General features: G+C 70.7%; 10 protein-coding genes. 4 read left to right on the top strand and 6 right to left on the bottom strand.

What is annotated here, in order from left to right; translation table 11 throughout:
* Positions 1-57: 57 nt before the first annotated feature.
* From gndA to ACLBXX_RS14455, 3 genes are all read right to left on the bottom strand, one after another.
* Positions 58-1,485, bottom strand: a complete 1,428-nt coding sequence (gene gndA, locus ACLBXX_RS14465; protein ID WP_447658575.1) for an NADP-dependent phosphogluconate dehydrogenase — start codon at positions 1,483-1,485, stop codon at positions 58-60.
* Positions 1,486-1,840: 355 nt separating this feature from the next.
* On the bottom strand, positions 1,841-2,353 hold the full coding sequence (locus ACLBXX_RS14460; RefSeq protein WP_447658572.1) for a gluconokinase: 513 nt from the start codon (positions 2,351-2,353) through the stop codon (positions 1,841-1,843).
* A 20-nt stretch (positions 2,354-2,373) separates the two neighbouring features.
* Positions 2,374-3,774: a GntP family permease gene (locus ACLBXX_RS14455; protein ID WP_447658571.1), complete on the bottom strand. Its 1,401-nt coding sequence runs from the start codon at positions 3,772-3,774 to the stop codon at positions 2,374-2,376.
* Positions 3,775-3,924: 150 nt separating this feature from the next.
* Here ACLBXX_RS14455 and ACLBXX_RS14450 point away from each other — a divergent pair, with 150 nt between their 5' ends.
* On the top strand, positions 3,925-4,662 hold the full coding sequence (locus ACLBXX_RS14450; protein ID WP_447658570.1) for a FadR/GntR family transcriptional regulator: 738 nt from the start codon (positions 3,925-3,927) through the stop codon (positions 4,660-4,662).
* Positions 4,663-4,685: 23 nt separating this feature from the next.
* Here the strand turns inward: ACLBXX_RS14450 and ACLBXX_RS14445 are convergent, their stop codons facing one another.
* Positions 4,686-4,808 (bottom strand): hypothetical protein, encoded by a 123-nt coding sequence (locus ACLBXX_RS14445; protein WP_262927523.1) that lies wholly within the window; start codon positions 4,806-4,808, stop codon positions 4,686-4,688.
* Between the two features lie 279 nt (positions 4,809-5,087).
* Here ACLBXX_RS14445 and ACLBXX_RS14440 point away from each other — a divergent pair, with 279 nt between their 5' ends.
* Positions 5,088-5,729 (top strand): 50S ribosomal protein L25/general stress protein Ctc, encoded by a 642-nt coding sequence (locus ACLBXX_RS14440; RefSeq protein ID WP_387145857.1) that lies wholly within the window; start codon positions 5,088-5,090, stop codon positions 5,727-5,729.
* Between the two features lie 120 nt (positions 5,730-5,849).
* Positions 5,850-6,434, top strand: coding sequence for an aminoacyl-tRNA hydrolase (pth, locus tag ACLBXX_RS14435; protein WP_447658569.1), 585 nt, complete (start codon positions 5,850-5,852; stop codon positions 6,432-6,434).
* Positions 6,435-6,605: 171 nt separating this feature from the next.
* On the opposite strand, the gene ACLBXX_RS14430 is transcribed toward pth, so the two are convergent.
* Complete coding sequence (locus tag ACLBXX_RS14430; protein ID WP_447658568.1) at positions 6,606-7,256, bottom strand: hypothetical protein; 651 nt, start codon at positions 7,254-7,256, stop codon at positions 6,606-6,608.
* Between the two features lie 70 nt (positions 7,257-7,326).
* Between ACLBXX_RS14430 and mfd the strand changes: the two genes are divergently transcribed.
* Positions 7,327-10,953: a transcription-repair coupling factor gene (gene mfd / locus ACLBXX_RS14425; RefSeq protein ID WP_447658567.1), complete on the top strand. Its 3,627-nt coding sequence runs from the start codon at positions 7,327-7,329 to the stop codon at positions 10,951-10,953.
* A gap of 62 nt (positions 10,954-11,015) precedes the next feature.
* On the opposite strand, the gene gdhA is transcribed toward mfd, so the two are convergent.
* Positions 11,016-12,398 (bottom strand): NADP-specific glutamate dehydrogenase, encoded by a 1,383-nt coding sequence (gdhA, locus tag ACLBXX_RS14420; RefSeq protein ID WP_447658566.1) that lies wholly within the window; start codon positions 12,396-12,398, stop codon positions 11,016-11,018.
* Positions 12,399-12,451 lie beyond the last annotated feature (53 nt).

Below are 12,451 nucleotides of genomic sequence, written 5' to 3'. Positions count from 1 at the left end.
GACGCCGAGGGCGGATCCCCATGATGGGGATCCGCCCTCGGACGTTCGCTCGATGCGTCAGTGGGTGTCTTCGGCTTCGATCTCGGTGCGGTCGCCCGACCACAGGGTGTGGAAGGTGCCTTCCTTGTCGATGCGCTTGTAGGTGTGGGCGCCGAAGAAGTCGCGCTGGCCCTGGATGAGGGCGGCGGGCAGGCGCTCGGCGCGCAGGCCGTCGTAGTACGACAGCGACGACGAGAACGCGGGGGCGGGGATGCCGGCGCCCGCGGCGGCCGACACGATCCGGCGCCACGCGCCCTGCGCGCGGCCGAGGGCCTCGACGAAATAGGGCGCGGTGAGCAGCACGGGCAGCTCGGGCTGGGCGTCGTAGGCGTCGGCGATGCGGTTGAGGAACTGGGCGCGGATGATGCAGCCGGCGCGCCAGATCTTCGACACGGCGCCGAGGTCGATGGTCCAGTCGTACTCGGCGGCGCCGGCGCGGATCTCGTCGAAGCCCTGCGAGTACGCGACGATCTTCGACGCGTAGAGGGCGAGGCGCACGTCCTCGATGAACGCGTCGGCGTCGTCGACGGTGAGGCCCTCCTCGGGGCCGGGCAGGTCGCGCGAGACCTCGCGCTGCTCGGGGTGCGACGACAGCGAGCGGGCGAAGGTGGCCTCGGCGATGCCCGACACGGGCACGCCGAGCGACAGCGCGGTCTGCACGGTCCAGGCGCCGGTGCCCTTGGCGCCGGCCTGGTCGAGGATGACGTCCACGAGCGGCCGGCCGGTGGCGGCGTCGACCTGGCGGAGCACCTCGGCGGTGATCTCGATGAGGTACGACTCGAGTTCGCCCTGGTTCCACTCGGCGAAGACCTCGGCGATTTCGGCCGGTGTCTTGCCGGTGCCGCGGCGGATCAGGTCGTACGCCTCGGCGATGAGCTGCATGTCGGCGTACTCGATGCCGTTGTGCACCATCTTCACGAAGTGGCCGGCGCCGTCGTGGCCGACGTGCGTGACGCACGGCTCGCCCTCGGCGACCGCGGCGATGGACTTCAGGATCGGGCCGAGGGTGACCCACGACTCGTCCGAGCCGCCGGGCATGATCGAGGGGCCGTTGAGCGCGCCCTCCTCGCCGCCGGAGATGCCGGCGCCGACGAAGTTGATGCCCGTCTCGCGGACGGCCTTCTCGCGGCGGATGGTGTCGGTGAAGAGGGCGTTGCCGCCGTCGACGATGATGTCGCCGGGCTCGAACACCTCGACCAGCGAGTCGATGACCGCGTCGGTCGGGCGGCCGGCCTTGACCATGATGATCGCGGCGCGCGGCTTCTGCAGCGACGCGGCGAACTCCTCGTACGAGAACGCGGGGACGAACTCGGCCTCGGGGTGAGCCGTGGTCAGCTCGTCGGTCTTGGACCGGCTGCGGTTGTACACCGCGACCGTGTTGCCCTCGCGGCTGGCGAGGTTGCGCGCGAGGTTCGACCCCATCACCGCAAGACCCACCACGCCGATGTTCGCCGTCGCGGCGGCGACGGCCTCGGGGCCCTCCGCCTCGGGAGTGGGACGCTCGACGTCCTCGGGTGCCGGCGCAGCCTCGTGCGCCTGCGTCGCCTCGTCAGGCGCCTGGTCCTGATCCGTCGAGATGTTGGTCTGGCTCGGGTTGGCGGTCGCTGAAGGATTGTCGGAAGACACACGCACTCCTGGGGTTAAGTCGTCTTTTCAGCCTAAAGTCTGGCGCGTCCGTGTTACACGGCATGGCCGAGTGCTCACGCGGCGGCGAGGCCGGTTGTGAGCGGGTCCGGGTGTGGCTGCTCGCGGCTGACGTGACGAGCCTAGCCCGGGAGTGTTGTCGGTCACCGCCGGAGCGTCATGAACCCTCGAGTCGGAGCGCCGACGCGACGAGCGCGGCCTGGTCCTCGGGGGTGAGCGCGATGTCGACGTCGATCGCCTGCTCGTCGCGCCCCGGCGCCTCGAGCGTCGCGAACTGGGAGTCGAGCAGTGCCGGGGGCATGAAGTGCCCCTGTCGCCGCATCATGCGGTCGCGCACCACCGCCGCATCTCCCGTGAAGTTCACGAATGTGACGTTGTCGCGGCGGAGGATGTCGCGATAGTTGCGCTTGAGCGCCGAGCAGGTGATGATCCCGGGTTCACCGGCCGCGCGGCGCTCGTCGATCCATGCGGCGACGAGCTCGAGCCACGGGATCCGGTCCGCGTCGGTCAGAGCGTGACCGCGCCGCATCTTCTCGACGTTGGCGGCCGGATGGAGGTCGTCGCCCTCCTGGAACGGCCATCCCAGCCTGCCGGACAGCATGGCCCCGACGGTGGACTTGCCGGTGCCGGACGGACCCATCAGAACGAGGATCGTTGGGGTCGACAGCATCCGAGTTCTCCCTTCCCCGCTCATACGAACACGCTGACGGCGAGGACGCCGAGCAGACCGACGACCGAGATGAGGCACTCGAGAACCGTCCAGCTCTTGAGCGTCTGCGGGATGCTGAGACCGAAGTACTCCTTGATGAGCCAGAAGCCCGCGTCGTTGACGTGCGAGAGGAAGACCGATCCCGAGCCGATCGCGAGCACGAGGAGTGCCGACATCGCCGGGTCGAGACCCACGGTGAGCGGCTGGAGGATGCCGGCCGCGGTGATCGTGGCGACAGTGGCGGATCCGGTGGCGACGCGGATGACGGCGGCCACGAGCCAGGCGAGGAAGAGGATCGACAGACCCGACTCGGCGATGAGGTTCGCGATGACGTCGCCGATGCCGGTGTCGACGAGCACCTGCTTGAATCCGCCGCCGGCGCCGACGATGAGCAGGATGCCGGCGATCGGTCCCAGTGACGAGCCCACCGACTTCGCGATCTCGGCGCGGCCGAATCCGGCTCCGCCGCCGAGCACGAAGAAGCCGACGATGACGGCGATGAGGAGCGCGATCGCGGGCGTGCCGAGGAAGTCGATGATGGCCTTGGCGGGGGCGGTCGAGCCGGGCGCGACGATGTCGGCGATCGCGCGGGCGAGCATGAGCACGACGGGCAGCAGGATGCTGGCGAGGGTGGCGGCGAACGACGGGCGCCGCGTCTGCTGCTCGCCCTCGTCCTCGGCGGTGACGAACAGATCGGGCACGGGAACGCGTACCCAGCGAGCGGCGAGACCCGAGAACAGGGGGCCGGCCACGATCACCGCGGGGATGGCGATCAGCACGCCCAGGGCGAGGGTGAGGCCGAGGTTGGCGCCGAGGATGTCGATGGCGGCGAGCGGGCCGGGATGCGGCGGCACGAGGCCGTGCATGGCGGACAGGCCCGCGAGCGCCGGGATCGCGATCTTCATGAGCGGCAGACCCGAACGGCGCGCGACCAGGATGATGACCGGGACGAGCAGGACGAGTCCGACCTCGAAGAACATCGGCAGGCCGATGATGGCGCCGATGAAGCCCATGATCCAGGGGAGGCTCCGGGGTGTGGCGCGGGCGACGAGGGTGTCGACGATGCGGTCGGCACCGCCGGAGTCGGCCAGCAGCTTGCCGTAGATGGCGCCGAGGGCGATGAGGATGCCGACGCCGCCCATCGTCGCGCCGAAGCCCGTGGTGAAGCTGACGATCGTCTTGCCGGGTTCGAACCCGGCGATGATCCCGGTGGCGATGGCGCCCATCATCAGGGCGAGGAAGGGGTGAACCTTCAGCCAGGTGATCAGCACCACGATGATCGCGATGCCGATGACGGCGGCCGTGAGCAGCTGCCACGGCGGGCCGACGGGGGTCACTTCGGCCGCGGCGGCCGGCAGGGAGAGAAGTCCGGAGAGATCCATGAGCGTCCTTGATCGAAACGGGGTCAGTCTTTGACCCGAGGATGCCGTTTAGTCTGACGTGATAGTCCTCGACTGTCAATATGTACGACATAAAAAGCGAATGATGCTCGAATGTCGGACGACACGAAGCGTGTGGGGCACAATCGGACCATGGCCGACACACTTCACGGCAGCCCGGTTCACGACGCCCTCGTCGAGCGGCTCGGCGCCGCGATCGTGCACGGCGAGCACCCCGCCGGATCGCGCCTGCTGACCACTGAGCTGGCGGAGTCCTCGGGCGCCTCGCGATCGGCGGCGCGCGAGGCGGTCAGGGTCCTCGAGTCCCTCGGTCTCGTCCAGGTGCGCCGCAAGGCGGGCATCGAGGTGCTGCCGGTGGAGCAGTGGAACGTCTACGCCCCCGAGATCATCGCGTGGCGCCTCGACGGGCCCGGGCGCGCGCGCCAGCTGCACGAGCTGGGCGAGCTGCGCGGCGCGGTCGAACCGCTCGCGGCGCGGCTCGCGGCCACCAACGCGACCGATGCGCAGCGCCAGGAGCTCGTGGCGGCGGCGCTGGGCATGGCGCGTCATGACCAGCAGGCGGCGGAGGCCGAGTACCTCGACGCCGACGTACGGTTCCACCGCACGCTGCTGAGCGCGTCCGGGAACCCGATGCTCGGGGTGCTCGGGGGAGTGGTGCAGGCGGTTCTCGAAGGTCGCACGCGTCACGCGCTGATGCCGCACGAGGCGAACCCCGATGCGGTGCGCTGGCATCGCGACGTCGCGTTCGCAGTCGCGAGCGGTGAGGCGGACGCGGCGTTCGAAGCGATGTCGCGGATCGTCAGCGAATCCGATGCCGCGATGGACGAGGCCGTCGGGGACGACCTCGCCGGGAGGCCCGAGGAGCTCTAGCGCTCAGCACCCGGGCGGCGAAGTCAGTCCTTGCGGTAGCCCTGGCGGCCGAGGCTCCAGAACGCGAGCACCGTGCCGAGAGCGCCGACGGCGGCCATGGCGCCGATGAGCCAGAGTAGAGCGTGGCTAGCGAAGCCGTAGTCCATGGGGTCCTCCGTGTGAGCGGGAAGCAGGTGCGTTCTTCATCGTAGCGGGGGCGCTGGTAGACTCTTGTCCGAACTTCGGCGAGGGATGCCTCGCGCCCGTCGATGACGGCGGGCTGCGGCATCCGTGATCGACGCGGTGATGCCGGCCCACGGGCTTTCCTCACGCGCGCGCGTTCGAGTCGAAGACATCCCCAATACCCGGGCCCGCCACCGCGCAGGCCGATTCGGAACGGCTACGCGCCGCCTCAGATAAGGGCACTGCGCCCGCAAGGAGAACCCATGTCCAACGAGCCCGACACCAAGGTCCAGGCCGAGGTCCGCGAGAACTTCGGCAAGGGCTTCGCCCGCCGCCTCCGCGCCGCCGGCAAGATCCCCGCCGTCATCTACGGTCACGGCACCGACCCCGTGCACGTCGCGCTGCCCGGCCACCAGGTCTCGCTGCTCATCCGTCGCGCCAACGCCGTGCTCGAGCTCGACCTCGACGGCAAGGAGCAGCTGACGCTGGTCAAGGACGTCCAGAAGGACCCCGTGCACCAGATCATCGAGCACATCGACCTCCTCGTGGTGAAGAAGGGCGAGAAGATCCAGGTCGACGTCCCCGTCGTCGTCCTGGGCGAGCCTGCCGCCGGCACGATCGTCAACCTCGACGCCACCTCGGTTGCGCTCGAGGTCGAGGCGACCCACATCCCCGAGCACATCGAGGTCGACGTCGAGGGCCTCGAAGAGGGCACGCACATCACCGCCGCCGAGCTGAAGCTCCCGAAGGGTGCGACGCTGGCCGCCGAGCCCGAGCTGCTCGTCGTCGCCATCGCCGTCCCCGCGGCGGCGATCGCCGCCGAGGAGGAGATCGCCGAGGCCGACGCCGAGGTCGCCGCCGAGCAGGCGGAGGCGTCGGAGGCCGCGGAGGCCGCCGCCGAGTAATCGGACGCCGAGCGATCGGATCGCTTTCCGGCGAGGGGGTGCGGATGCCGCACCCCCTCGCTGCGTTTCACGAGGGCTCTGCGCCGACGACGCGGCGCGGGCTCGGGCAGGATGGATGACATGGCAGACACGTGGCTGATCGTGGGGCTCGGCAACCCCGGCCCCCGTTACGAGCTCACGCGCCACAACGTGGGGCAGCTCGTCGTCGACGAGCTCGCCGGCCGGCGCAGCGAGTCGTTCAAGGCGCACAAGGCGAACGCCCGCGTCGTCGAGACCTGGCTGCGCCCCGGCGGACCCAAGATCATCCTCGCCAAGCCCAACACCTTCATGAACGTCTCCGGCGGACCCGTCGCGGGGCTCGCGAAGTTCTACGGCATCGACGCCGACCACGTCGTGGTCGTGCACGACGAGCTCGACATCCCGTTCGACACGATCAAGCTGAAGATCGGCGGCGGCCACGGCGGTCACAACGGCGTGCGCGACGTGGCGAAGGCGCTCGACACACCGGAGTTCCCGCGCGTGCGGGTCGGCATCGGCCGCCCTCCCGGCCGCCAGGACCCCGCCGACTGGGTGCTCGACCCGTTCGGCGCCACCGAGCGCAAGAACCTTCCGATCCTCGTCGGCGACGCCGCCGACGCGGTCGAGCAGCTCGTGGCCGAGGGTCTCCTCGCCACCCAGCAGAAGCACCACGCACCCCGCGTCTGACTCTGCCCGCGCGCGCCGCCGCCCGACCAGCTTCGGGTCTTTCGCTTCCTCAGTTGAGGACGAGTGCCGAGATGCGGGCCGACCCAGGCGTTTCACTCCGCATTCCGGCTCACGTCCTCAGATGAGGAGCGAGAGGGGAGCGGATGCTGTCGCTCGGGGTATCGAGCCGGGTCAGCCGCCGATGCCGGTTCCGGCGGCGAGGCCCGCGGTGAGGAAGCCCTGCACGACGGCGCCGAAGGCGATCGGGCCGAGGGCGGCGATGACGACCGCCGCGATGCCGGCGCCGCGGCCGCGTCCCTTGACGACCGCGATGATCCCCTGCACGAGGGCCCACACGCCGATCGCGGTGCCGACCCAGAACGAGACCTCGCCCATCAGCACCCAGTCGCGCACGGGCGTCAGGACCGACCAGTCGAAGTCGCCGGTGAACGGCCGTGACGAGATCTCGCGGCCGGCGCCGAGCCCGATGTTGAAGCTCGCGATCGCGGCGAACAGGCTCGCGCCGATCGTGGCGACGAGTGCGAGCGCGAGCGCGACGAACCCGAGTGCGCTGCTGCGCTTCCCGGGAGCAGGGGCACCGTATGCGATGGCGGATGCTGCCGCCGGCGCCACCGGATAGCCCGCCGGCGGCGGCGCGTATCCGGGTGGCGGCGCGTATGCACCTGCCGGGGGAGTCGCCCATCCCTGCGGGGTCGCGGCCGCGGCACCCGGATATCCGGGCGCGGGAGCTTCGCTCGTCGGCGCCCCGAACGGCGCCGCTCCGGGCGGCGCCCAGCCGCCGGGCTGAGCGGGCGGGGTCTGCGGTGCGTCGGGCTGGCTCACAGCCTCATCCTAGGAGCGGGGCCGCACCGCTGCGGATCTCCGTGTCCGTGGCGGGTCGTAGACTCGTGCGGTGACAGTTCCCGGGATCGTGCGCGCCCTCGAACAGGCTGAGCCTTTCCGGGACGCGCTGGCCGCGGCATCCGTAGATGCCGACTTCTCGCTCGTCGAAGGACTCGACGCTCCCCTCCTCGCGGCTCTGCTCGAGCGTCGCCGTGCGGCGGGCAAGCCGCCGATCGTGCTGCTCGTCGCACCGACCGGCCGCCGCGCCGAGTCGCTCGGCCCCGCGCTGGGCGCGCTCCTGCCGGGCGCCGAGGTGCTGCATTTCCCCGCGTGGGAGACGCTGCCGCACGAGCGCCTCAGCCCGAGTGCCGAGACGGTCGGTGCGCGCCTCGACATCCTCACGCGCATCGCGCGCTGGGATGCCGCGACGCCGCTGGTCATCACGGCGTCGGTGCGTGGCGCGATCCAGCCGCTCGCTGCGGGACTCACCGAGGTGGATCCCGTCGAACTCGTGGTGGGAGGCCGCGGCCACGACCTCGGCGATGTGTCCACGCGTCTCGTGGAACTCGCGTATCACCGCGTCGACATGGTGTCCCGCCGTGGCGAGTTCGCCGTGCGCGGCGGCATCCTCGACGTTTTCCCGCCGACCGCGCCGCACCCGTATCGCGTCGAGTTCTTCGGCGACGAGGTCGACGAGATGCGCGCGTTCTCCGTCGCCGACCAGCGGTCGCTGCCGGGAGAGGTGCGCGAGGTCACGCTCCTGCCGAGTCGCGAGCTGCTGCTGACCGAGGCCGTGCGCGGCCGCGCCCGACAGCTCAAGGAAGAGTTCCCCGGCCTCGCGGGCATGCTCGAGAAGATGTCGGAGGGCATCCCGGTCGAGGGCATGGAGTCGCTGCTCCCGGCCGTCGTCGATCGCCTCGTCACCCTCGTCGACTATCTGCCGGAGGGCGCCGCGGTCGCGCTCCTCGACCCCGAGCGCGCCGTGACGCGCGCGATCACCCTCGGCGAGACCAACCGCGAGTTCCTCGACGCCGCGTGGAGCGCCGCGACGGCCGGCGCGAGCACCCCGATCGACCTGGGTGCCGGCGACTTCCTGAGCCTGCCCGAGCTCCGCGAGGCGGCCCGCGATCGCCGCGGCGTCTGGTGGACGCTGAGCGCCTTCGATTCCGGACAGGCCGATGCTGTCGCCGAGGGGCTCCTCGACGACGACATCGACGTCGCGCTCGAGGCCGCGGCCGCCATCCGGGTTCCCGGGTCTGCTGTGCCGTCGTTCCAGGGCAACGTCGAGGGCGCCACCGACCATGTGGGCGCACTGCTGGCTGACGGCTGGCGGGTCGTGGTGGCAGCATCCGGTGCCGGACTCGTGGAGCGCGCCCGCGACGTGCTCGCCGAGCGGGGCATCGCCGCACGCAAGGTCGACGAGGTGCTGCAGGCTCCCGAGCCCGGCATCGCGCACGTGGTCGTGAGCGTGCTCGAGCGCGGCTTCGAGGCGCCCGACGCGAAGCTGGCCGTGCTCACCGAGTCCGAGTTCTACGGCCGCACGATCGGCGGCGACACGCGCGTCGTCAAGAAGCTCGCGTCACGCCGCAAGGCCGTCGTCGACCCCCTCAAGCTCACTGCGGGCGACTACGTCGTGCACGCGACGCACGGCATCGGAAAGTTCGTCGAGCTGCAGCAGCGCGAAGTGTCCAGCGGCGGCCGCAACGCGGTCAAGAGCATGCGCGAGTACCTCGTGCTCGAGTACGCGCCGTCCAAGCGCGGCTACCCGGGCGACAAGCTCTACGTGCCCACCGACCAGCTCGACCTGCTGTCGCGCTACGTCGGCGGCGAGGCGCCGAGCCTGTCGAAGATGGGCGGCAGCGACTGGGCGCAGGCCAAGAGCAAGGCGCGGCGCGCGGTGCGCGACATCGCGGTCGAGCTGGTCAAGCTCTACTCGGCGCGCATGGCGGCCAAGGGCTACGCCTTCGGTCCGGACACCCCCTGGCAGCGCGAGCTGGAGGAGGCGTTCCCGTTCGCCGAGACGCCCGACCAGCTGCAGACGATCGACGAGATCAAGGCCGACATGGAGAAGCCGATCCCGATGGACCGGCTGCTGTCGGGCGACGTCGGCTTCGGCAAGACCGAGGTGGCGGTCCGTGCGGCGTTCAAGGCGATCCAGGACGGCAAGCAGGTCGCGATGCTCGTGCCGACGACGCTGCTCGTCAAGCAGCATCTCGAGACCTTCACCGAGCGCTTCGCGGGCTTCCCGGTGAAGGTGAAGGCCCTGTCGCGGTTCCAGACCGACAAGCAGGCGCGCGAGGTCGTGGCGGGTCTCGCCGACGGCACCGTCGACATGGTCATCGGCACCCACCGCATCCTCACCGAGAAGGTTCTCTTCAAGGATCTCGGCCTCATGATCATCGACGAGGAGCAGCGGTTCGGCGTCGAGCACAAGGACCAGCTGAAGAAGCTGAAGACGAACGTCGACATCCTCGCGATGAGCGCGACGCCGATCCCGCGCACGCTCGAGATGGCGGTCACGGGCATCCGCGAGATGTCGACACTGCAGACGCCGCCGGAAGACCGGCATCCGATCCTGTCGTACGTCGGCGCCCGCAACGACAAGCAGATCGCCGCGGCGATCCGGCGTGAGCTGCTGCGCGAGGGCCAGGTCTTCTACGTGCACAACCGCGTGCAGTCGATCCAGCGCGTCGCCTCCGAGCTCGCCGAACTCGTGCCCGAGGCGCGCATCGCTGTCGCCCACGGGCAGATGGGGGAGCACCAGCTCGAGCAGGTCGTCGACGACTTCTGGGAGCGCAAGGCCGACGTGCTCGTCTCGACGACGATCATCGAGACCGGTCTCGACATCTCGAACGCGAACACGATCATCATCGACCGCGCCGACAAGTACGGCCTCAGCCAGCTGCACCAGCTGCGCGGCCGCGTGGGCCGGGCGCGCGAGCGCGCCTACGCGTACTTCCTCTACGACGACTTGAAGCCGCTCAGCGAGACCGCGGCCGACCGCCTCGAGACGATCGCCGTCAACAACGACCTCGGCTCGGGCATGCAGGTGGCGCTCAAGGACCTCGAGATCCGCGGCGCCGGCAACCTCCTCGGCGCGGAGCAGGCCGGCCACATCGCCGGCGTCGGGTTCGACCTGTACCTCCGCATGATCGGCGAGGCCGTCGCGACCTTCCGCGGCGAAGAGACCGAGGGCCCGACCGAGCTCCGCCTGGAGCTGCCCGTACAGGCCCGAATCCCCGAGTCCTACATCGACAGCGAGCGGCTGCGCCTCGAGGCGTACCAGAAGCTCTCTGCCGCGGCATCCGTCACCGCGCAGCCCGGTGCGATCGACCTCGTCATCGAGGAGCTCGCCGACCGCTACGGCGAGCCGCCGTCGGAGGTCGAGGGGCTGCTCGCCGTCGCGCGCCTGCGCCGCCGGGCAGGACAGGCCGGCCTCGCGGACGTCGTCGCGATGGGCCCGAACCTGCGCATCGCCCCGGCGAACCTTCCCGACTCCATGCGCGTGCGCCTGCAGCGCCTGCACCCCAAGGCGAAGCTCGTCGCCGGGGGAGAGGCGATAGTCGTGCCGCTTCCGTCGGCGGGCGGCGAGCCGCTGGGCGACGACGAGCTCATCGCGTGGGTGGCGCAGCTCATCGACCAGCTGTGGCCTGAGAAGAAGGCGGATGCCGCGGCCGAGGCTGCGGCGGGCGCCTGAGACTGCGACGGGCCGACCACCCGGCCGAGGGCGGCCGGCCCGTCAGCGGGTCGTGAGATCCGTCAGATGACGCCCTGCGCGAGCATCGCGTGCGCGACGCGCTCGAAGCCCGCGGAGTTGGCGCCGACGACGTAGTCGCCGGGGCGGCCGTAGCGCTCGGCGGCCTGGAACGCGGCGTCGTGCACGTCGGCCATGATCGCGCGGAGCTTCGCCTCGCTGTCGTCGAAGCTCCAGCGCTGGCGCGCGGCGTTCTGGCTCATCTCGAGCGCCGAGGTCGCCACGCCGCCGGCGTTCGCCGCCTTGCCCGGGCCGAACAGCACGCCCGCGTCGCGGAACGCGTCGACGGCGTCCGGCGTGGTCGGCATGTTGGCGCCTTCAGCGACGGCGCGCACGCCGTTCGCGATGAGGGCACGGGCGTCGCCCTCGTCGAGCTCGTTCTGCGTGGCCGAGGGGATCGCGACGTCGACGGGCACCTCCCACGGACGCGCGCCCTCGACGTAGCGGGCGCCCGGTCGGCGCGCGGCGTACTCCGAGATGCGGGCGCGCTCGACCTCCTTGATCTGGCGGAGGAGGTCGACGTCGATGCCGGCGTCGTCGACGACGTAGCCGGACGAGTCGGATGCCGTGACCGCCGTCGCGCCGAGCTGGCGGGCCTTGTCGATGGCGTAGATCGCGACGTTGCCCGATCCGGAGATGCCCACGCGCTTGCCGTGCAGCGTCTCGCCGTGGACGCCCAGCATCTCCTCGACGAAGAACACGGCGCCGTAGCCGGTCGCCTCGGTGCGCACCTCGGCGCCGCCCCACTGCACGCCCTTGCCGGTGAACATGCCCGACTCATGGCGGTTGGTGACCTTGCGGTACTGGCCGAACAGGTAGCCGATCTCGCGGGCTCCCACGCCGATGTCGCCGGCGGGCACGTCGGTGTGCTCGCCGAGGTGGCGGTAGAGCTCGTTCATGAACGACTGGCAGAAGCGCATGATCTCGGCGTTCGAGCGGCCGTGCGGGTCGAAGTCGCTGCCGCCCTTGGCGCCGCCGATGCCCTGGCCGGTGAGCGCGTTCTTGAAGATCTGCTCGAAGCCCAGGAACTTGATGATCGAGAGGTTCACCGACGGGTGGAAGCGGAGGCCGCCCTTGTACGGGCCGAGCACCGACGAGAACTGCACGCGGAAGCCGCGGTTGACCTGCAGGCGGCCGGCGTCGTCGACCCACGGCACGCGGAACAGGATCTGTCGCTCGGGCTCGACGAGGCGCTCCAGGATGCCGCCGTCGACGAACTCGGGGTGGGCCTCGAGCACCGGCGAGATCGACTCGAGCACCTCGTGCACGGCCTGCAGGAACTCGGGTTCGTTCGGGTTGCGGGCCTCGACGGTGTCGAGGACGAGCCGGATGGATTCCGCCGACGTGAGGGATTCGGTGGCGGACGCGGTCGAGGGCGCAGAGGGCATGGTGGAGCTTTCGAGGTGGAGCGGTGCGCGGGGGTGGCGCTCCTTCACCCTAT

Source organism: Microbacterium sp. C23T, from assembly GCF_053345975.1.
The sequence above is the reverse complement of the archived record's forward strand: the minus strand, read 5'-3'. Positions and strand labels throughout refer to the sequence as shown.

Excerpts from the sequence above, each read along its gene's own strand:
- ACLBXX_RS14455 (WP_447658571.1), bottom strand. The coding sequence starts at position 3,774 with ATGGATCTCTCCGGACTTCTCTCCCTGCCGGCCGCCGCGGCCGAAGTG.
- ACLBXX_RS14450 (WP_447658570.1), top strand. The coding sequence starts at position 3,925 with ATGGCCGACACACTTCACGGCAGCCCGGTTCACGACGCCCTCGTCGAG.
- ACLBXX_RS14460 (WP_447658572.1), bottom strand. The coding sequence starts at position 2,353 with ATGCTGTCGACCCCAACGATCCTCGTTCTGATGGGTCCGTCCGGCACC.
- ACLBXX_RS14445 (WP_262927523.1), bottom strand. The coding sequence starts at position 4,808 with ATGGACTACGGCTTCGCTAGCCACGCTCTACTCTGGCTCATCGGCGCC.
- ACLBXX_RS14440 (WP_387145857.1), top strand. The coding sequence starts at position 5,088 with ATGTCCAACGAGCCCGACACCAAGGTCCAGGCCGAGGTCCGCGAGAAC.
- pth (WP_447658569.1), top strand. The coding sequence starts at position 5,850 with ATGGCAGACACGTGGCTGATCGTGGGGCTCGGCAACCCCGGCCCCCGT.
- gdhA (WP_447658566.1), bottom strand. The coding sequence starts at position 12,398 with ATGCCCTCTGCGCCCTCGACCGCGTCCGCCACCGAATCCCTCACGTCG.